16 protein-coding genes and 2 pseudogenes are annotated in these 20395 nt (G+C 42.4%); 12 read left to right on the forward strand and 6 right to left on the reverse strand.

The window, feature by feature from the left end; genetic code table 11:
• Positions 1–3 precede the first annotated feature (3 nt).
• The gene (locus tag LG273_RS14600; RefSeq protein ID WP_404454824.1) at positions 4–1335 is read right to left on the reverse strand and encodes a four-carbon acid sugar kinase family protein; all 1332 of its coding nucleotides are present in this window, start codon (positions 1333–1335) and stop codon (positions 4–6) included.
• A 171-nt stretch (positions 1336–1506) separates the two neighbouring features.
• Between LG273_RS14600 and LG273_RS14605 the strand changes: the two genes are divergently transcribed.
• Genes LG273_RS14605 through LG273_RS14615 form a run of 3 tightly spaced genes read left to right on the forward strand, consistent with a single transcriptional unit; the run spans position 1507 to position 3907 of the window.
• On the forward strand, positions 1507–2280 hold the full coding sequence (locus LG273_RS14605) for a hypothetical protein (RefSeq protein ID WP_404454826.1): 774 nt from the start codon (positions 1507–1509) through the stop codon (positions 2278–2280).
• A 14-nt stretch (positions 2281–2294) separates the two neighbouring features.
• The gene (locus LG273_RS14610) at positions 2295–2726 is read left to right on the forward strand and encodes a MarR family winged helix-turn-helix transcriptional regulator (protein ID WP_404454829.1); all 432 of its coding nucleotides are present in this window, start codon (positions 2295–2297) and stop codon (positions 2724–2726) included.
• Entirely contained in the window at positions 2723–3907 is a 1185-nt protein-coding gene (locus LG273_RS14615; RefSeq protein WP_404454832.1) for an MFS transporter, read from the forward strand. The genes LG273_RS14610 and LG273_RS14615 overlap by 4 nt, the downstream gene beginning before the upstream one ends.
• 44 nt (positions 3908–3951) lie before the next feature.
• Here LG273_RS14615 and LG273_RS14620 read toward each other — a convergent pair whose 3' ends face one another.
• The 4 genes from LG273_RS14620 to LG273_RS14635 all read right to left on the reverse strand — a co-directional run bounded on the left by LG273_RS14620 (position 3952) and on the right by LG273_RS14635 (position 10329).
• On the reverse strand, positions 3952–7044 hold the full coding sequence (locus LG273_RS14620) for an AAA family ATPase (RefSeq protein WP_404454835.1): 3093 nt from the start codon (positions 7042–7044) through the stop codon (positions 3952–3954).
• A gap of 30 nt (positions 7045–7074) precedes the next feature.
• Positions 7075–8268: an exonuclease SbcCD subunit D gene (locus LG273_RS14625; protein WP_404454838.1), complete on the reverse strand. Its 1194-nt coding sequence runs from the start codon at positions 8266–8268 to the stop codon at positions 7075–7077.
• A 131-nt stretch (positions 8269–8399) separates the two neighbouring features.
• Positions 8400–8984 (reverse strand): hypothetical protein, encoded by a 585-nt coding sequence (locus LG273_RS14630; RefSeq protein ID WP_404454841.1) that lies wholly within the window; start codon positions 8982–8984, stop codon positions 8400–8402.
• 307 nt (positions 8985–9291) lie between these two features.
• Positions 9292–10329 carry a lactonase family protein gene (locus LG273_RS14635; RefSeq protein WP_404454844.1) on the reverse strand — a complete coding sequence of 346 codons (1038 nt, stop codon included), beginning with the start codon at positions 10327–10329 and terminating at the stop codon, positions 9292–9294.
• 143 nt (positions 10330–10472) lie between these two features.
• Between LG273_RS14635 and coaW the strand changes: the two genes are divergently transcribed.
• The 8 genes and pseudogenes from coaW to LG273_RS14675 all read left to right on the forward strand — a co-directional run bounded on the left by coaW (position 10473) and on the right by LG273_RS14675 (position 18185).
• Positions 10473–11273, forward strand: a complete 801-nt coding sequence (gene coaW / locus LG273_RS14640; RefSeq protein WP_404454847.1) for a type II pantothenate kinase — start codon at positions 10473–10475, stop codon at positions 11271–11273.
• 255 nt (positions 11274–11528) lie between these two features.
• On the forward strand, positions 11529–12980 hold the full coding sequence (locus LG273_RS14645) for a sodium:solute symporter (RefSeq protein WP_404454849.1): 1452 nt from the start codon (positions 11529–11531) through the stop codon (positions 12978–12980).
• Between the two features lie 73 nt (positions 12981–13053).
• Positions 13054–14700 (forward strand): amidohydrolase, encoded by a 1647-nt coding sequence (locus LG273_RS14650; protein WP_404454852.1) that lies wholly within the window; start codon positions 13054–13056, stop codon positions 14698–14700.
• Positions 14701–14844: 144 nt separating this feature from the next.
• Positions 14845–15243: pseudogene (locus LG273_RS14655) on the forward strand (DUF6944 family repetitive protein); the annotation flags it as partial.
• Positions 15244–15503: 260 nt separating this feature from the next.
• A complete protein-coding gene (locus tag LG273_RS14660; protein ID WP_404454855.1) occupies positions 15504–16028 on the forward strand; it encodes a hypothetical protein in 525 nt (174 codons plus the stop codon).
• A 133-nt stretch (positions 16029–16161) separates the two neighbouring features.
• A complete protein-coding gene (locus LG273_RS14665) occupies positions 16162–16932 on the forward strand; it encodes an SDR family NAD(P)-dependent oxidoreductase (RefSeq protein ID WP_404454858.1) in 771 nt (256 codons plus the stop codon).
• Positions 16933–17331: 399 nt separating this feature from the next.
• Positions 17332–17601 (forward strand): annotated as a pseudogene (locus tag LG273_RS14670) (sortase); the annotation flags it as partial.
• 209 nt (positions 17602–17810) lie between these two features.
• Entirely contained in the window at positions 17811–18185 is a 375-nt protein-coding gene (locus LG273_RS14675; protein WP_404454861.1) for a DUF4181 domain-containing protein, read from the forward strand.
• 46 nt (positions 18186–18231) lie between these two features.
• On the opposite strand, the gene LG273_RS14680 is transcribed toward LG273_RS14675, so the two are convergent.
• Positions 18232–18882: a hypothetical protein gene (locus tag LG273_RS14680; RefSeq protein ID WP_404454864.1), complete on the reverse strand. Its 651-nt coding sequence runs from the start codon at positions 18880–18882 to the stop codon at positions 18232–18234.
• 202 nt (positions 18883–19084) lie between these two features.
• On the opposite strand from LG273_RS14680, the gene LG273_RS14685 reads away from it, so the two are divergent.
• Positions 19085–20134 (forward strand): 2,3-butanediol dehydrogenase, encoded by a 1050-nt coding sequence (locus LG273_RS14685; RefSeq protein ID WP_404454867.1) that lies wholly within the window; start codon positions 19085–19087, stop codon positions 20132–20134.
• Positions 20135–20395: the final 261 nt, after the last annotated feature.

The following is a 20395-nucleotide window of genomic DNA, read 5'->3' on the forward strand; positions in this document are numbered from 1 at the left end:
TTTTTAGTACGTTTTCTTGGCTAAGAAGACATTTTCAAAAAATCCTTCTCCGCCAAGCTGGCCGCTTTTCAGAGCAATTTCTAAATCATCGAATCGCTCATCGTCTGAATAAGCACGGCATAACGGGGCACCTGGGGCAATCCCTTGCAGTACCTCTAATCCATAAATACCAAGCTGTGAGGTAACAAATCCTGAAGTATCGCCACCAGAAATAACGACACGCTTAAGGGCTGCATGCTCCATAATATATTTTGTCCAGCGCCCTAATTGACGACCGATATGAATTCCAATTTCGCTTTCTGGAATACCTGCCTGTGTAAGGTGTTCTCTCGTTGCTTTAATTGCAGCATCCTCTGTCCCTTTTGCCGTATAAAGAATAACTTTTTTCTCTGAATCTAGTAATTCAATGATGCGGTTTAAGTAGTCTTCAGGGATGGATTCCTCTGTAAATAATTCATATGGCAGTTGTTCCATATGGAAGCCGGCATTTTCCGCATGCTCCAGTTGTCTTTTCGTAACTTCGGAAACACTTCCGGATACAACAAGCATTTGCTCAATATCACGCGGTTTACGTTCCTTTGCCTTTCGTTCTACAACGCCGTCTTTATCCCATTTTTCACCTAGTGCATATTCAATACCTGAGGAACCAATTAGGAATTGTGCCTGCTCGCCTCTGTCTTGCCAAACCTTATCAGCAAACCAGCGCATATGCTTCTCTTCAGCAGCGTCATATAACACTATGTTCTCATCATGGTTAGATTTCTCTGGTTCCTTATCCATCTCCACGATGTCTACTGTTCCAATTGATTGATCTGTTTGCTTTTGTAAATGTGTTGCCAAATTCGCCTCATCCATCGGTGTAACTGGATGCTTCGACATTACCGGGTGTTGATCAAGTCGGTAAATCGAGCCGTGGAAATTGGCAAAATGGTTACCGAACACCGTATATCTTCCTAAGGCGGGTGCAGCTACAAGTAATGGGTAGGTTGCGTTTTCAAAATAGCGTCTCGCTAAGTCTGCAGCATAGCCAATGCTTCCTACCTCAGGAGCAGAGTCAAAGGTTGAACAAACCTTATAATGTACAAAATATGGATTCATTTCCTGAAACTTTTGATAAACTGGTGCAAGTTCTTTTTCCATCTCTTCATTGCTTTTCGCTCGAGCAGTTCCTGCCACTCCAATGCATTGCGCATCAGAAAACCTTTCTAACAGCTCATCTGTTGGCGGTTCCAAAAAAAGAATTGTTCGAAGTCCAAAACTATCTAAAGCTTCCATAGCGTCCGTGGATCCCGTGAAATCATCGCCATAGAAAGCAAGCAGTCTTCTATTTTTCATCGCTTATTTCCTCCCATTTTAAAAAAGATCCAACATAGATCTAAGATGTATCTAAGATGTATCCATGTTACCACAAGCGTTTTCAAAAAAGCAACCTCTTTTTTGCAAAGGCTTACTAGTTTGGGAGATTGATAAGTAGTTTAGGGAGCGTTGGCGCTGTGTGGAGTGGGGGTGGTTGATTGCGTAGCAGTTGGGGTTGATGGCACTGCGATATCGGTTGATTGCGTAGCAGTTGGGGTTGATGGGACTGTGGCATTGGTTGATTGCGTAGCAGTGGTGGTCGATTGGATTGCGGCATTGGTTGATTGTGCAGCAGTGGTGGTCGATTGGATTGCGGCATCGGTTGATTGTGCAGCAGTTGGGGTTGATTGTACTGCGACATCGGTTGATTGCGCATCAGTTGGGGTTGATTGCACTGTAGCTGTGGTTGATTACGCAGCAGTTGTGGTCGATTGCAATGCAGCTTTGGTTGATTGCGTAGCAGTTGGGGTTGATGGCACTGCGGCATTGGTTGATTGCGCAGCAGTTGGGGTTGATTGCTCTGCTGCATTGGTCGATGGCAATGCGCATTGGTTGATTACTCTGCTGCACTGGTTGATTGCTCTGCTGCACTGGTTGATTGCACAGCGCCCTTGGTCGATTGCTCTGCACCTTTGGTCGATTGCACAGCGCCATTGGTCGATTGCTCTGCTGCACTGGTTGATTGCAGCACCCGATTGGTTGATTGCAATGCGGCATCGGTTGATTGCAGCACCCGATTGGTTGATTACCCAGCCTCCATGGTCGATTGCCAAGCTGCACTGGTCGATTAGCAGCCCCTCCCCCACCCAGAAATCAAAACCACACATAGCATATGTAGAGACCCTCAGCCTCCTTGGCTCTTTACAATCACCCCAAACTCCTGTAGGATGGGTAACGGCGATTATTTACCTAAGTAAATATTAAATAGAGGTGAACAAATGAAGAATGTTGAAAACCGGGATATTATGCATGCGCTGAATCAGCGATTTCGTTATACCGTAAAGGAATTGAATGTTAGGTTAAAGCAATTTGATTTGTACGCTTCTCAATGGGCGATCATTTATTGTTTAGATAGCTTTGGGACGATGACCCAAACCGAGATTTGGAGGTACTTAAATATTGAAGCGCCCACTGTGACTCGTACGTTAGTGCGGATGGAAAAAGCTGGTTGGGTTAACAGGAAGCAAGGAGAGGATAAACGCGAGCGGATTATTGAACTAACATCCAATGCATTAGAAAAAATACCATCTATTAAAAAATCAGTGGACAGCTTTGACCATGAAATGCTTTCCGATTTATCTCAGCAGGAAAAAAATCAATTATATATGCTTTTAAGTAAAATGAAGACATCAGGAGAGACAGCAGAATGAAACATCAATTAGAGAAAATATGGACACGTAGTTTTATTAGTATTTTTATAACCCAATTTTTAGTGTTTGTTGTATTTTATACGTTATTAACAACCCTTCCCCTCTATGTTATCCAGGATATGGATGGAACGGAAGCCCAAGGTGGCCTTGTTGTGACATCCATCCTCATTGCCGCTATTCTTGTACGGCCCTTTTCAGCCGGATTACTTGACCGAATTGGAAAGAAAAAAGGACTCGTTATAAGTGTTGGCATCTTTACGCTTACCACGTTCGTTTACATTGGTATTGAATCCTTTATTCCATTAATGGTTTTACGTTTCTTTCATGGACTTTCCTTTGGGGTTATTACAACTGCCACAGGGGCTATTGCAGCTGATCTAATTCCACCATCACGCAGGGGGGCTGGACTGGGATATTTCGCAATGGCGATGAATCTAGCGGTGGTCGCTGGCCCTTTCATCGGACTTAGCCTCCTGCAGTTTGTTAGCTTCCAGACTTTATTTATGATTCTTAGTATCTTTATGATAGCGGGTATTATAGCAGCTCTTCTAGTACATGTTGAAGAAAAAGAAGTGAAAGAAACAGCTGGGCAAAAGAACAAATTTTCCATTCATAGTTTAGTAGAGTTAAAGGCCTTGCCAATCGCTATTATCGCTAGTCTTATAGCGCTTGCCTATGCAAGTATTATTTCCTTTATCTCGGTCTATGCAGAGTCTATTGGGCTTGCAGCCGCGGCAAGCTTTTTCTTCTTAGTATTTGCGGGAGTCATGCTACTTTCCAGGCCTTCTCTCGGTAGAGCTTTTGATACCAGAGGACCTCGCTTTGTGATCCTTCCGTGTCTGTTGATTTTCGTCGCAGGGTTAGTGGTATTGAGTTTCACTCAATCCGCCTGGATGCTATTTACAGCTGCCGCTTTAATTGGTCTTGGCTATGGGACCTTGCTGCCAAGCTTCCAAACGATGGCCATTCAAACAGCAGACCCATCAAGGAGCGGGCATGCAACAGCAACCTTCTTTATGCTATATGATGCCGGTATTGCACTAGGTTCCTTTATTTGGGGACTTGTTGTTGCTGGGTACAGCTACCAAAGCCTTTATCTGGTCTGTGCAGTGTTAGTCCTTATCGTCATGGTCTTATTTAACCTTTATTACAAAAAACAGAAAAGCGTCCAAACATCGTAAAACGAAAAAACCAGCATGAGCCAAAGCCCATGCTGGTTTTCCTTTTACTTAATCAAAAATGCCGCCCTACTTGATCCTTCCTTCGTTTTCTTCACTTCCAAAACAGCTGGAAAAATTGCTTTCAGCTCTTGAACGTGGGAAATAACTCCGATCATTCTGCCCGATTGCTGCAAGTCCACAAGTGTATCGATCGCTTTGTTTAACGCCTCTTCATCCAATGTTCCAAACCCTTCATCAATAAACATTGTTTTAATGGAAATATTGCCTTGGAAGCTTTGGATAACATCAGACATCCCGAGTGCCAGGCAAAGGGAAGCATTAAACTTTTCCCCACCTGACAAGGTTTTGACATCCCTTGTTTGACCGGTATAAGCATCATACACATCAAGGGCAAGGCCGCTTTGTCGTCCGTGTGATTCCTGACGATCACTGCGCATTAAGAAAAACTGCCCATTGGATAAATGCTTGAGGCGTTGGTTGGCTGCATCAATAATTTGCTCCAAGTATTCAATTTGCAAATACCGTTCGAACGATACTTTGCGGTTATTTTGCCCTCTGATCGCATCATACAAATCTGAAATGGTTCGAAGCTTTCTTTCTAGCTCTCCTGAAGCTTCACTAGCCTGTTCAATATTTTGCTGTAAAGTCTTCGCCTCTTGCTGAAATCCTTTTGATTCATGCCATGTTCTTAGCGCCTTTTCGTACGCTTCTTTTAATTCAGCTAGTTCGCCCTCAATTGAAGTCAAATCAACCTTTTGCTTATCCTTGAGTTCTGTTTTAAGTTCTGACACCTGCTCCTTAACGGTAGAAAGTGTTTGCTTATATTGATCCAAACTATTTTTTAGCTCCATGCGCTCTATTTCTGAGAGCTTCGCCGCATGGTAGTCGGTTTCTGCAGAAAAGCCAGACTCTGCCAAAGCGTTTGTGAATTGCTTCTCGACTTCCTCCCGCTTTGCAGTGGTTTCCTGGTATTGTTTTTCGACATTGGTGAGACGTTCTGCTGCCTTTGCTTGCTGTTCCTTCACCTGCTGCAATTCCTTTTGGATCGCTTCCCAGGCGTTTTCCAATTGTTCTTGCTTTTGTTTCGCCTGTTGAATCTTTTGCTCTAATTCTGTCAATACGCGAACGTCTTCTGGAATATTGCTAATTCTATCCTGATAGACGGCTTTTGATGTATCATAAGACGATTTAATTTCCTGGTAGGCTTTTTCCTTTTCTTGGACGCTTTTTTCTAATTGCTGTACCGCTTCTTTTAACTGTTCAGAGGTTTTCTTTTGCTCTGCTAGTTCTTTGCGTGATGCTTGTAATTGTTCCACTTCTTGCTTTAAGGTAGTGCCTAACTGTGTAAGCCTGTCTTTTGCCTCTTCGGCATTTTCTACAGAAATTGAATGGCTCTTGAGCTCTTCCACCTTTTCTTCCAGTTGGGAAGCAGCAGCTTGATAGTTTGCTATAATTTCTCGGTATTTGCTGTCCACAAGGTCATATTCTTGTTTAGCCTTTTCCATTTGTTCCTTGGAAACAGTATTTTCTGTGCTCGTCGCTTTTTGCGGATGCTCGAGACTTCCGCAAACAGGACACGCTTCCCCGTCATGCAAATGGGAGGCTAATAGGGTAGCCTGGTTATTAATCCAGCTCTCTTCCAGTTTAAGGTAGAAGGCTTTTTTATCTTCTACTCCCTGCTTCTGTTGCTTCGTCTCTGCTTTCAGCTTTGCTGCATGATGTTTCCGTTTGAGATAATCCATCAGGAGTTTCAGCTGCTCACGCATTTCTCCTAACTGTTGTTGCTTGTCTGGCAGTTTTTCCACTTGGTCGTCGAGTGTTTTAATCTTTTGATCCAATTGTTCTGCCCGGCTTTTTTGCTCATCTAGCTTCTCTTTTGCTTGCTTCCATTCTGCATAGGTTGTTTTCCCTTGCTGATGCAGACGCTGAAGCTTTTGCTTGGCAGCATCCATTTCCTTCACAACTGGTAAAAAGTCATGCAGCTTATCCAGCTCTTTTCGAACCGCTTCTCGCTCTGACTTTTTATTCTCTTCCTGTTGATAAGCTGCTTGAACTTTCACAAGCCTCTCTTGCATTTGCTTTTGCTGATCTTCCGCTTCTTTTCGTGCTTCCAGTTTTACAGCTTCGTCTTTGCGCCAATCGTCCCGCTGTTTTTCATAGGGGGCAAGTCGTTGCGCTCGTTCCGCTTTTTCTAGTTGGATCTCTTTTGCTCGAAAGGTGTCTGCCTGACCATCTAATTCCTTTAAACGTGTTTCTTTTTGTTCTAATGAAATAAAGCGATCGTTCAGCGCTTTGGAATGGTGGTAGGTCGTTTGTTTCTCATTATGGCGTTTGTACGCATCATCGTAAGCTGCTTTATCGTCTACTATCTTCGCTTCATAAAATCGACGTTCTTCTTCAAGTCCATCCAGCACCTGCTTGGTATTCTGATACTCTTCCTCTAATAACGGAAAAAGCGCAGCACCTTCTCGTCGTGGTAAGGTTTGCCCGATCGCAGCGATATACTGATCACGTACTTGCACAGCCTGCTTATAGGCATCATCCATGGCAAGCCGTTTTTGCTTCATTTTTTCTGTAATATACTTGTACGGTTCTGTTTTAAAAAGACGGCGCAGGATTTCTTCTTTATTTTCCGTTTGTGAGGTTAATAGTTTACGAAACTCACCTTGTGGCAGCATGACAATCTGCTTAAACTGATCCTGTGTTAAGCCAATCAGCTCCTCGATCTTCTGATTAATCTCGGAAACCATCTGCCTGTCCACACAGGGGATTTCCTGACCTCCCGTCGTTTCAAAAAATTCATACCGTTCTCCTGTTTTCGTCTTGTTCCCTTGTTTAACATGCCCTAATTGGCGCAGAACGCGATAGGTGCGGTTTTGAAGCGCAAACTCCAGTTCTACTGCTGTATGAACGTTGTCGTCGGCAAAATCACTGCGCAGCATCATATTATTTTCCCGGTCCTGCCCACTTGCTGAGCCATACAATGCAAAACAAATGCCATCAAAAATGGTCGTCTTTCCTGCACCTGTGTTACCGGAAATTACGAACAATCGATTTTCCCGTAAATCTGTAAAGTTAATAACTTCTTTATCTTTATATGGCCCAAATGCTGTCAGGGTTAACGTTAATGGTTGCAAATTGTTCTCTCCTCACCGCCTGTTTGGCAACTAATTGGTTACAGCACTTTTCATTTTAGATGTCATGTTCGTTTCATTTTCTTCTTTTAATAGTTCATCCAGTACTTCTTTAAACAGCTCTTCCGCTTCAGCTGATGCTTCGTTGCCTTTTACTTCTTTATAAAACGCATGAAACAGCTCAATATCACTCATTTTTGTCCGTTCCATTTTTTCGGTAGTATCTTCTGCACCCGGTGAAAGCATATAGTTTGTCCGTTCCACATGCATGGCGTTTGGATAAACCGTACGCACTTTTTCCATTGGCGACAAGACAGGTGTTTCGTCCGTTAGCCGGATAAACACATAATCCTCGTTTCTCGAGTGCTCCAGCAATTCATCAAGCGATGCTTCTACTGTGCGGATATCTCTGCGCGGCACAAGCAGTTTCTTTTCTAACGTGACATTTCCGTCTCCGTCCATTTCTACAATATAATAGCCCTTCTTATGCTTTTCCTCAGAAATAGAATATTTTAATGGAGAGCCTGCATAGCGAATCGTTTCATTTGTGACAAAATGAGCCTGGTGCAAATGCCCGAGAGCAGTGTAGTGGAAGGCATCAAAATTTGTGGCATCCACATATTCAGAGCCACCAATAGAAAGCGGACGCTCGGAGTCGCTTGTGTTCGCTTCTTCCTCGCCATACGGTGTTACAAATGCGTGTCCAACAAACACATGACGAGCCTCTGAATCCATGTTTGCTTTTATCTCTTCTGTAATTTTTTTCGCGGCATCGTTATGGGATCGGATCTCTTCATCCTCGTACACATTACGCACAACACTTGGGTCACAAAATGGTACGAGATGGAAATGAACTTCCCCATGCGCATCATGTAGGATGACAGGCTGCATATCCTTCGTCAGGTTTCCTGTTATATGATAGCCATTATCGCGCATGATTTTGCTGCCGAAATTTAGGCGGCCAGGACTATCATGATTACCAGCAATCGCAAGCACTGGTGTTTTTAGCTGCAGGACGATCCTCTCCAGTACATTATCAAGTAGGTGAACTGCATCAGTCGGCGGCACGGCCCTGTCATAAAGATCTCCTGCAATAATGACGGCATCTGGTTTCTCCTCTTCAACTGCCTGCACGAATTGCTCCAATATGTACTCCTGATCTTCTGTCATATATACACCCTGTACAAGCTTGCCAAGATGCCAGTCTGCTGTATGGAAAAATTTCATGATTATATCCTCCTTCTAATCTACCTTTACTTTCCTAATTGTTGGTGGCTAATTTTATGTGAGGGGTATGGGGGTTAAAAAAAAGAAATGATTGCACAAGGGGATTTTCACTTTTAGTCCTTGTGCAAGGATTAGCTATGCTGCTGTTTTAATTTGTAGATTTCTTTTTCAAGATGAATGGTTTTATCTGCCCAAAAAGCTGTTTCTTCACTTTTACTAAACTGATGGGTAATCGAATCAATTTTCTCGGTCATCGTCTCTTCTAGGTCATGGTAGGCTTGTATCATTTGATTGTTAAGCAGATCGATATCTTTCTCCACCTTGTCGAGACGGTCATCTACCTTATTAAAGCGGTTATCCATTTGAGCAAAGTTCTGATCTACTTGCTCGAAACGCACTTCCATTTGATCGAATCGGCTATCTACTTGTGTAAAACGCCCTTCTACTTTAGCAAAGCGTTCTTCCATTGTATTCTCCAAAACATCAACTTTTGTCTCCACCGTATTAAGGCGGTATTCTACTGTGTCCAGTCTTGTTTCTACTTTCTCTAATCTTGTTTCCACAGTTTCCAACCTTGTTTCTACGTTCCCTAGTCGCGTTTCCACGTTTTCCAACCTTGTATCTACTTTCTCTAGCCGATTGTCTATCGCTACTAACGTGGTGTTTGTTTTAACCTGGTTATCAAGAATTTGCTGCAAGATTTCATTTGTCTCCAAGTTCTCACCTCCTCCTTTTATTATAAATCAATTTTAAACAACAAACTATATCGTGCTTTATTTCTACCTAATCTAACGTTAAGCTATTCTAGCAAAATTGTAAAATGAATAAAATGCTATTTTGCTGACCAATTTTATCCTTAAAATGAACTAATGTAGTTAGGAAAACAGCAAGATGATTGGGTCATAACTTGCCAAAATATAATAGTAGGTTTTCGTTCCTCAATTTCTACTATATACGATGCAAACAAAAACAGAGGAAGGCTACCCAACAGCCTTCCTCTGTTTTTTCCTATTATTGGTTTTATTACCCTAAAAATTTCACACACACTACTTCTGGCACCTCAATAACCTGATCCGTCTGTGTTAATTTGCCTGTTGCTTCATCACGCTTGAACAAGACAACATTACCGCTATGTTGATTGCTCGCAACGAGGAATTTCTCGCTTGGATCTAACACAAAATCACGTGGCCATTCTCCACCTGAAGGTATAATCTCCACTAGAGATAGCTCATCTGTCTCTTCTTGTACTGCGAATACAGCTATGCTGTTATGGCCTCTGTTTCCGGCGTAGACAAATTTCCCATCAGAGGTGATATGGATGGCGCTCGCATCGTTTGTTTCATTGAAATCCACGGGAATGGCTTTGATATATTGCTTTTCTGTAAAACTGCCTGTGGATGTGTCATAATCCAAAACCACTACCTCTGAGCTAAGTTCTGTAAAGAGGTATGCTGTTTTACCATTTGGATGAAATGTGATGTGGCGTGGGCCGCTTCCTGCTTTTACATTTAGTGTGCTCACATGTTCTAACACGCCATTCTCTAGCTTGTAGGTGACAAGCTTATCTGTGCCGAGGTCAGCTACTACTACATAATTTCCGTCAGGTGTATAGCCTGTGTAATGAACATGCGGTTTTTCCTGTCGTTCATGTGGGCCGCTGCCTTCATGCTTCACAAAGCTTCCCTGCTCCACCTCATATGAGCTGCCAATTTTGTGAACGCCAATCTCTCCCTTGTGATAGTTACCGGTCACAAGCACATCCTTTTTTACATCAAGATGGCATGGTGGGGCACCTTCGACAAGCTGACCATTAATCTGTTTTAGTTCGCCTGTTTCCTGTGTGATTTCGTAAGCATGGACACCGCCCATATCGCCGTCCTGCGCAACAGAATAGAGATGCTTGTTGTCCTCACTAATGGTCAAGTAAGTAGGACTGCCTACCTTTGCTGCAACCTCCGCTTTCTGTAAGGTTTCCTTTTCCGTATCCAACACAAATTGGTAGATACCTTCGCTCGTTTTTCGTGTATAGGTTCCTGCATAACCAATGAATTTTGCTGCCATATGTATCTTCCTTTCCAAATTTGTTTATGGTGTCTAATTCAATTGTATCATGTTAGGTTCTAACAAACGAAAATATCGCTCTCCTTCTCTTGCACTTTTTGTTATGATAAGGAGAAAAGTATGTAAATTCGGAGGGGATCGTAATGGACCGTATTGGAATTGATGCAGGTGGTTCACTTATCAAAATAGCGTATTGGCAAAACGGAGAAATGGATACGCAAACATTCCCTGTCGAAAAGGTGGATGAGTGTGTAAAGGTGCTGCAAGATGTGAATCCAGAAGCTAAGGTTTATCTTACTGGTGGAAAGCGTGCGCATGTGCAATCTCTCCTTTCAGGGCAGACATATCTAGTGGATGAGTTTGAAGCAACTGTCAAAGGGACCCGTTTTTTAATGGAGAAAGAAAATATGACAGCTACCGATTATATCTTAGCAAGTGTTGGTACAGGAACTTCTTTTTTCAAGGTAACACCCCAATCCTTTGAACGATTATTCGGAAGCGGGGCAGGCGGTGGCACATTAATGGGACTTGGTTCACTACTTTTTAACAAAAACGCGGATTTCACAAGTCTTGTCGCCTCAGCTGAAAAAGGGGATGAACGAGCAAGTGACCTGTTGATTAAAGACATTTATGCGCCTAGTGCCCCTCCTCTTACAGGTGACCTCACTGCTGCTAACTTTGGAAAAGCGCATCTTAACAAAGAGGCAACAGCAGATGACCATATGGCAAGCTTGGTGCGGTTCCTCGCCGAGACCATTCTGCTGCTTGCACTCCAAGCAGCGCAAGCCAACCAAACAAAGAACCTCGTTTTTATTGGAAGTACACTCGAAGAAAATCAGCCCTTAAAACAGCGGCTGCGCATGTTCGAGGATAGCTTTGACTATAAAGCAATCTTTATAGAAAAAGGCGCTTACGCTGGTGCAATTGGTGCTATGCTCGAGTAAAGATTTAAATCTAGCCATCCCCTCTTTATAGGATAGGCGGATTTTTTTGCACAAAGCTCAGCCTTTTTTGGGAGCCAATCAACGAACTCTCCCTAAGCAAAATCTACTCTACACAAAATAACATTCCTTGAAACGAAAGGCTGTCTTTGGTTAAATATAAAACATACCTTATTAAAATAGGCGGTGAGAACAACATCATATTGTAATCGTTTTTGTCGACACATCTAAAAACCTATATTGAGGAGATTATTGTACATGACTTGGTACCTAAGCTATATTGTAATTTATTTTATCCTTATGTTTGCCATGGGGGTTTACTACTTCTTTAAGGTGAAGACCTATGATGACTATTTAATCGGTGGTTGGAACACCGGCTTCTGGCCAATTGTCGGAACCATTATTAGCACATGGTGTGGTGCTGCTGTATTTATTGGCTGGGTTGGCATGGGGTTCACTGTCGGACTTTCCGGATTCTTCAAATTCGCACTTCCAGGAATTCTATTCTGTTTGTTACTGATCGTTGCATTTGCTGGTCCGTTACGCAGGCAACGCCTCTACACATTGGCTGATTTATTCGGCGAACGTTTTGGCGGAAGATCAGGTATTATCCCTTCCATTCTTTCAGCGTTTATCTATTCCGTTCCAACGCTTGCCTTACAAATGGTTGGAATGTCCACCATTTTTAATATCACATTAGGATTTGAATTAAATGTCGGGATTGCTGTTTCGTTTGTTTTGATCCTGGGCTTTACCATATTGGGTGGCTTACCAGCGACCATTATTACGGATGCACTGCAATCCATTATTGTGATCATCGGGATTATCGTTCTTGCTGTATCTAGTGTTATGTATGCTGGCGGTTTTCAAGAGATTCTTGCCAATACACCAATGGATTACATCTCTCCATTAGGTGCAGAAGGATTAGGCAGTGTATTGCTTTATGCATTATCTGTTGGGCCATTTTACATAGTTTGGCAATCCACCTGGCAACGAATTTTCGCTTCCAAAAGTGAAAAGGTAGCCAAAAAAGCGGGTGTCACTGGGTTTGTGATTGCGGGAGCTATTTCTTTTCTCCCTTATTCCATTGGTGTTATTGCAAGACAATACGTGCCAACGGATATAGACGCAGATCTGATCTTCTCCTATGTGACCGCAGAATTACTGCCACCAGCCGTTGGAGGGATTGTATTTATCGGTTTGATGGCAGCCTTAATGACTGGCGCAACCTCCTTTATTTTACAAGGAAGCTCGAACATCACACGTGATTTATATCAACGAATTTTTAATCCAAAAGCAACAAATAAACAGCTTATGTTTTCGGCAAGACTTTCGGTCGTCATTATTTCCGTGCTAGGCATGGTTGCAGCATATTTTGTCACAAACATCGAAACGGCGTACCAATGGGCTTTAAGGCTTTCGGCTACAGTTCTAGTATTCCCTTTCCTTGCCGTTATGTTTTGGAAAAAGGTTACGAAACACGGCATGATCTGGAGTATGGTGCTTGCGTTAATCGCAACCCTAAGCTGGCCATACCTGAACATTCCATTGGATCACACAATTTTTGGTTTTGTCGTATCCATTTTAACGCTGGTTATTGTTAGTCTGCTTACCAGCCATGATAAAACCGAACAGGTGCGTGCCGTTTATTGGGAAGACCTTGATTCAGCGTCCGTGAAGACTGAATCAACGAAGGAATCCACCACCTAAAATCGGGGCATCCCCATTAATCTTAGATAAGAAAAGTTGTATGTTACTTGCAAAATAAAAGGAGTATTTCAACATGACAATCGAGTTAATACTAAAAAATGCCAACATCCTTACGGTAGATGAGGATTTTACAAGAGCAGGATCCCTGTCCGTAAAAAATGGCCGTATTGATCAGGTTTGGGAAACCGCAGAACCACCTGAGAGCTACTTGAAAAATAATGACGTGAAACAAGTTATGGATATGGAAGGAAAAACCATTCTCCCTGGCTTTGTTGACACACACAGTCACCTGCTTATGTACTCACAGTTTAAAGATCAGGCAAACTGCACCTCTCCCCTGAATCAGACAATCGGGGACATTTTAGAAAAGCTAAAAGACCAATTGAAGAAAACGAAGGACGGGGAATGGGTGTTAGGCTGGGGCTATGACAATACTTTATTAAAGGAAAACCGCCATCCTACCCGCGAAGAACTGGATCAGGTTTCCAATGAAGTACCCATTTTCATTCGCCATACATCTGTCCACTTTGCCGTCGCAAATTCCAAAGCATTAGAGCTTGCTGGTCTAACGGATGAGGTGAAAGATCCTAAAGGCGGGCGCTTCGGGAGAGACGAGCAAGGTAAATTAGATGGCGTGCTATACGAGCTACCAGCACTCGATGCTGTACAAGCCGTTATCCCAACACCTTCCATCTCCGACATGGCGGACTTGCTTGGAGAAGGAGCAAAAGATTACCTTGCAGAAGGAATCACGACGGCATCTGATGCTGGGGTTGGACTCGATCTTGGCTTTGCCGAGTACGAAGCACACATCAAGGCAGTTAAAGAAGCGAAGCATCCCTTACGCATGCGCTTGATGATTTTGCATCATCTTTTAAGCAGTAAGTTTAAGGACAGAGATGCCAAAACGTTAAATCAGGAAATACAGGCTGCAACCGATAACCGCGCTGTCCTTGATAGCGCCAAGCATTTCCAAGATGGCTCCATTCAAGGTTTTACCGCAGCATTGCGTAAGCCTTACTACACAAAGCCTGAGGAATACGGGGAATTATTAAATGATCAGGATGCCTTTCAAGAAGAGTTGCTTGATCTGCACAATCGCGGCTTCCGCTTAACGATTCATGGAAATGGTGACAGAGCAATTGAATCCATTTTAGATGCGTATGACTATGTATTAAAACAGAGTCCACGCGACCATCACTTGCATCGAATTGAACATTTGCAAACCGCAACACATGCTGATTTGGATAAAATGAAAGAGCTTGATGTCGCAGGTTCCTTCTTTATTAACCATGTCTATTACTGGGCAGACCGTCATAAGAAATACTTTTTAGGACCAGAAAGGACAGCAAGGATCAACCCGCTTGCTGATGCATCAGAAAGGGATCTTCTCTATACCCTCCATTCTGATTGTCCGATCACCCCAATCTCTCCGTTATTTTCCATTTGGGCAGCGGTAAACCGCCAGACAATGGACGGAGAAATTCTTGGCGAAGATCAGTGCATCAGTGTGGAAAAAGCAATTCGCACGATGACCATAGACGGTTCTAGACTGAATGCAGATGAAGCAAACTCTGGAAGCTTAGAAGCAGGGAAACTCGCTGACTTTGCCGTATTAGATAGCGATCCTACAGCAATTGATCAAATGCAAATTAAAGATGTTAACGTTTTGGAAACATATATTGGCGGTAAGTGTGTTTATAATAGAGTTGAGGATTAAATTGGATAAGCTCTAGCCGGGATAGCGAGGGCTTTTTTGTTGCTGGTACGATTGGGGTGGGGAGGTGCTGTGCTATCAACCAGTGGCGCGGCTCTATCGACCATGGGTGCTGTTCTATCGACCATGGGTGCTGTTCTATCAACCATGGGTGTTGCTCTATCAACCATGGATGCTGTTCTATCGACCATGGGTGCTCCTCTATCAACCATAGGTGCTGCTCTATCGACCAGGGGTGCTGTTCTATCAACCATCGGCGCTGTTCTATCAACCATGGGTGCTCCTCTATCGATCATGGGTGCTGCTCTATCGACCATGGGTGCTGCTCTATCGACCATGGGTGCTGTTCTATCAACCATCAGCGCGGCTCTATCGACCAGGGGTGCTCCTCTATCAACCATGGGTGCTCCTCTATCGACCATGGGTGCTCCTTTATCAACCATGGATGCTCCTCTATCAACCATGGATGCTCCTCTATCGACCATGGGTGCTGCTCTATCAACCATAGGTGCTGCTCTATCAACCATGGGTGCTGTTCTATCGACCATGGGTGCTCCTCTATCGACCATCAGCGCTGTTCTATCAACCAATGGCACTGTTCTATCGACCATGAGGGCGGCGCAATCAACCAAGCAGCGCATCCCATCAACCATACTTTCTCCACTTCCTACACCGTTGTAATCAAAATCCCATACTTTTCCCACATTTATGCCATGCTCTCGCCTACTCTACTGGTTATAGTAAAATCAAATCCGTAAGATATGCTTGTAATTACTGGACAAATATATGAAAGATGGTGCATAGAAATGGAATTACTCAGCTTCCAAGGGCTTTGCCATATTGTCGGAATATCACAAGACACGGGAGAATACTGGATGGAAGAGTTTTCGATGTATATTCCAAAAACGCAACAAGATAATACCATTTATTATCTTACGGAAGCGATTGATATTATGCGATTTATAAAGAAGTGTAAGTATCAAAACGCAAATTCTAAATGGATAACGAAACAGCTTGCAGAAAGAAGCTTCCCTATTCGTGTTGATAACTCGCAGACGGAAACCTACACCGAGTGGGAGCAGGAGCGTTCTAACTTGATCGCTTTTCTGAATAATATTAATACAACAATTTCCCATGTTGCAGCACATGAACGGATGTTGCAGGAGATTAAAAAGAAACAATGTAGTCAAGAAGAACATATCGCGACCATTAAACAGCAGCAATCTGAAATTGCAAATCTTAAACAAGAAATTGGCATGCTACAAAAACAAATTTCACATACTAAAGATTACAAAAGAAAAAAACAGCAGATGGCTGATCTATTTAAATAAGCTAATTACTTGCTAGCCTGCTTTATAGAGGAGAGGCGTATGCTTTTTAATGTGTTTAAAATAATTGCACTTTGTTACTTCCTCAAAAGCAAATATTGATCAAGTAACCATTGTGGTATAGGAGGAAATCTTTATGCAATTCAAAGACAAATTAGTACTTATTACAGGAGCAGCAGGTGGGATTGGCATCTCAGCAGCAAAAGCTTTTCAAAAAGAAGGTGCAAAACTAGCACTTGTGGATTTGAAAAAAGAAGCGCTTGAGGAGGCTGCAGCTTCTCTTGAGGATTCTAACGTTCTTTTACTTGATGCAAATGTAACCAAAGAAGAAGAAGTTAAGAATTATGTAGAGAAAACGAAAGAGCACTATGGCCGTATTGATGTGTTTATTAATAACGCTGGTATTAACGGCGAGTTCGCAAACCTTACTGAGCAAACTGCAGATAATTTTAATGCAGTATTTGGCGTAAATGTGATGGGTGCATTTTATGGCCTAAAATATGTCTTAAACATCATGAAGGAACAAAAAAGTGGTGCGGTAGTAAACACAGCTTCTAACGGTGGACTGCTGGGAGCTCCTGGCATGAGCGCATATGTTGCTTCGAAGCATGCAGTAATCGGATTAAACAAAACTGCTGCACTTGAAATGGCTGAGTACGGTGTACGTGTTAATGCTGTTGCCCCATCTGGTGTGGATACAGCAATGATGAGATCGATTGAATCCAATGCGATGGGCGATAAAGCTGAGGAAGCTAGAAAACAATTTGAAGCTTCTGTCCCATTGAACCGTTACGCTACGGCAGAAGAGATTGCAGATCTGATGGTCTTCCTTTCTTCTGACAAAGCATCCTTTATCAGTGGTTCTTATTATCGAATCGACGGTGCGCAAGGTGCTACATCTGTTTAATAAAATTTTTTTCACCCCCAGTAGTTATGAAACTGCCGGGGGTGTTTATTTATTTGCTACAACGTTTGAGAAAAATTCCCCTACATCTCTTTTCCTAGCTCAAAAGAGAATGCGAGCACAAATTCCTTAACCTTACCTAGTTACCAGGCGGGCGATTTCGTTTGTATTTGTTGTCATTTTTCATATCATTAATTTCTTCTTTGCTCTTGTTCTTCGTTTTGGTTTTTCCTTTTGCCATTTAATATCCCTCCTTCTCTTTGGGTTTTAGTTTAGTCGGTTTATCAAAAAAAATGTAAAGTAAATAAAATAAGGGCAGCAGTCATTCAATTCTCGCCCTAAAAAATTACATAATTTTCAATAATGCTTTCATTTACCGTTAACACCGAGTAGGCAAAGGGAGATGGGGAGCAAATTGTACTCTCCGGCCATCGTGACACCGTCTTCCGTGACTTTGGCCAACTGGAAATTGGTGATACATTTGTGGTAAACATGCCTTATGGCACGTATGAGTATGCCATCAGAGAAACTGAAATCGTTCCTGAGGATGATACCTCTGTTATTCGTAAAATGGGTGAAGAAGTACTTGTCGTGACAACTTGTTATCCATTTCATATGGTAGGTTCTGCACCAGAACGCTTTGTGGCATATGCTTACACAGTGGAAAGCTAACTCTTTTCATAACAAAATGTTGAGCAGTTTCCGACGAACATAAAGTGAAACTTCAATTGGTGGTGGGGTTCCCTTCCTCCCCCACCAAATGTTAGTGGAACGAACGGGATAAAAGCAACCCAATGAGATGATGGTGGGTTGCTTTTTTTCGTTTTCATAGAATAAAATGGGGAAGGAGATACAATTTATGATAGAGAGGAAGCATTTTAATGTGGACCATTTTTATTATTTTAATTTGTATTTTAGTCCTAGATCGCTTTATAAATCGGCGTTTAATTAAAAAACTGCCGATTGAACGTTCCACACTGGAAAACGAAAGCAAATATGTGAACAAACAACACAAATATGGCGAGAACATTCTCTACTGGAGTAGTTACATTGTCATGCTTTTCTCTATTTTAGAGTTACCTTCTCTACGCATCTTTATTTTTATCGGGATGGGTCTGGTCTTCGAATTTCGCACGTACATGAAATGGAAGTTTACGAGAGAAAAGAAAACCTATCTTCTAAGCGCTGTAACGTGTGGGTTATTTTTGATAGGTTCGATTGTTTATGCTTTGTTAGACTATACGGCCATTGTTTAACGTACCTGTTCTGCGTGGCCTGTCCATGTGACTGATAAAGCCTGCTCTATTGATATTTCTCATCGTATTCCTGCACCCATGCAGTATCAATTGGTCCATTCAGTACCTTATAATAGGCACCTCCTGTGTAAAAATGGACGCGACTCTCGTAGATCCCAGCCATAATAGGTTTCCCCTCTGTAACAATCGTGAACTTAAAGCCATTTAGACCTGCTACATCACTATCCCACGCTGCATCGTTCATTTTTTTAACCTTATAGTCACTAAGAAATGTAACTAGCTCTTCTACTGGTTGCTGCTCATCCGTTTTCCATCCGTGAGTAGGATCCCCTTGCACGGAGAATTGCATGGAATGATAATCGTCAGCATGAAAATCTATTACCTCATCTAGCCCTTTTTCTTTAAATGTGTTGAACAGAAAAAGACCATAAAGACAAACTGGCACCACCGTTACGATGGCAATAAACCAATTGAAGTTCTGTTGCTTACGAAGTCCCTTCCCCAGCGCAAATTTTACTAGTTTTTCCGAAATTATTGCAGTGATCGGGATTATGATGGTCAAAAATAAGATAATAAGTATAACCATAAAGAAAGAGTGCGTCCCAGGTAAAAAGCGATCCATTAAGAAAAACGCTACATATGTATTTAAAGCACTAAACGTAAGAAAAACCATCCAAAACAACACATTACCTTTCACACTGTAACGCCCCTTTTTTTCCTTTTATCATAGCACGCAAAAAACACCATGTATACGCTATCACCTGACTTTTCTGTAATTTTTTCCTATTATCTAGAACATTTTGTGAATTATTTCACAAATAGTTTACGAGTCCAGTTAAGGTGGGTATAGTAGAATTGTAATGAATATTTAAAACTATTTTTTCTAGGAGGTCAACGCAATGAAAGCAGCAGTATGGCATGGAAAGCAAGATATGCGAATTGAAAATCGTGAATTAAGAGAATTAAAAGATTCTGAAGTAAAGGTAAAAGTAGCCTGGGCAGGAATTTGCGGAAGTGACTTACATGAATATGAAGAAGGCCCGGTTTTCGTTCCTTCTGAAAAGGAAGATCCATTAACTGGTGACACAGCTCCTTTAACATTTGGGCACGAATTCGCCGGTGTTGTAGAAGAAGTAGGATCAGATGTGGAAAATTTCAAAACTGGTGACCGTGTTGCCATTAATCCTACTTTAACACATGGAAATAAACCTGAAGACTTGGATCCATATGATGGGTTCGCATTTATCGGACTTAATACAGATGGTGGTTTTGCTAGCCATGCTAATGTCCCTGAATCCAATGTTTATCATCTACCAGAACCATTATCCCTACAAGACGGTGCATTGGTTGAACCGACAGCTGTGGCTGTACAAGCTGTTAAAGAAGGTGGACTGGTATTCGGTGACTCTGTAGCTATTTTTGGTGCTGGACCAATTGGACTTTTAACCATTATGGCTGCTAAGGCTGCAGGAGCAAGTAAAATTATCACATTAGACCTTTCCGAAACACGTTTGGAAAAAGCAAAAGAAGTTGGCGCCACACACGTTATTAATTCTGGCGAAAAAGATCCAGTTGAAGCAATTTTCGATATCGTCCCAGAAGGCGTGGATGTATCATTTGAAGTGGCTGGCGTCGAACCAACCTTCAAACAGGCGATTGAGACAACGAAGCCTAGAGGAACAATGGTTATTGTTTCCATTTTTGCAAAACCAATTGAATGGAATCCATTCCAATTAACTGGAAAAGGTGTACGCATTACGTCATCCATTGCATACACACCTACTTCCTTCCAGCAAACCATTGATCTAATGGCATCAGGCCAATTGAAGCCAAATGCTGTTATCACAGACCAAATCGAATTGGACAATATTGTAGAAAAAGGTTTTGAAGCACTATCTAATGATAAATCACAAGCGAAGATTCTTGTGGAGTTAAGTGGAGAGAAATAATTTGTAAGGAGGAAGGCATGTGAGTGGTTTGCTCGCATGTCTTTTTCTATTTTGAGTAATGAGGGGGATGTTAGGTTGCTGGGTTGGTTGCCTGGTGCTCGCGTTCGGATGGATGGAGCGTGTCTTTGCTGAGGTGGTGCGCGAGTTCGGATGGACGGGGCGCGTCTTCGCCTGCCTGATGCGCGACTTTGTCTCCCCGGTGCTCGACTCCACCTCCCTCTCCCCAAACAAAAAATAGTAATCTATCAATCTAGGAGGATA

Origin of the sequence: Oceanobacillus kapialis (assembly GCF_044790185.1) — a bacterium.
GTDB classification, from domain to species: domain Bacteria; phylum Bacillota; class Bacilli; order Bacillales; family Amphibacillaceae; genus Oceanobacillus_B; species Oceanobacillus_B kapialis.

What these genes read in the sequence shown, in the direction of transcription:
- LG273_RS14650 (WP_404454852.1), top strand. Translation starts at nt 13,054, where the DNA reads ATGACAATCGAGTTAATACTAAAAAATGCCAACATCCTTACGGTAGAT.
- coaW (WP_404454847.1), top strand. Translation starts at nt 10,473, where the DNA reads ATGGACCGTATTGGAATTGATGCAGGTGGTTCACTTATCAAAATAGCG.
- LG273_RS14615 (WP_404454832.1), top strand. Translation starts at nt 2,723, where the DNA reads ATGAAACATCAATTAGAGAAAATATGGACACGTAGTTTTATTAGTATT.
- LG273_RS14660 (WP_404454855.1), top strand. Translation starts at nt 15,504, where the DNA reads ATGGAATTACTCAGCTTCCAAGGGCTTTGCCATATTGTCGGAATATCA.
- LG273_RS14610 (WP_404454829.1), top strand. Translation starts at nt 2,295, where the DNA reads ATGAAGAATGTTGAAAACCGGGATATTATGCATGCGCTGAATCAGCGA.
- LG273_RS14600 (WP_404454824.1), bottom strand. Translation starts at nt 1,335, where the DNA reads ATGAAAAATAGAAGACTGCTTGCTTTCTATGGCGATGATTTCACGGGA.
- LG273_RS14665 (WP_404454858.1), top strand. Translation starts at nt 16,162, where the DNA reads ATGCAATTCAAAGACAAATTAGTACTTATTACAGGAGCAGCAGGTGGG.
- LG273_RS14645 (WP_404454849.1), top strand. Translation starts at nt 11,529, where the DNA reads ATGACTTGGTACCTAAGCTATATTGTAATTTATTTTATCCTTATGTTT.
- LG273_RS14625 (WP_404454838.1), bottom strand. Translation starts at nt 8,268, where the DNA reads ATGAAATTTTTCCATACAGCAGACTGGCATCTTGGCAAGCTTGTACAG.
- LG273_RS14675 (WP_404454861.1), top strand. Translation starts at nt 17,811, where the DNA reads ATGTGGACCATTTTTATTATTTTAATTTGTATTTTAGTCCTAGATCGC.
- LG273_RS14635 (WP_404454844.1), bottom strand. Translation starts at nt 10,329, where the DNA reads ATGGCAGCAAAATTCATTGGTTATGCAGGAACCTATACACGAAAAACG.
- LG273_RS14685 (WP_404454867.1), top strand. Translation starts at nt 19,085, where the DNA reads ATGAAAGCAGCAGTATGGCATGGAAAGCAAGATATGCGAATTGAAAAT.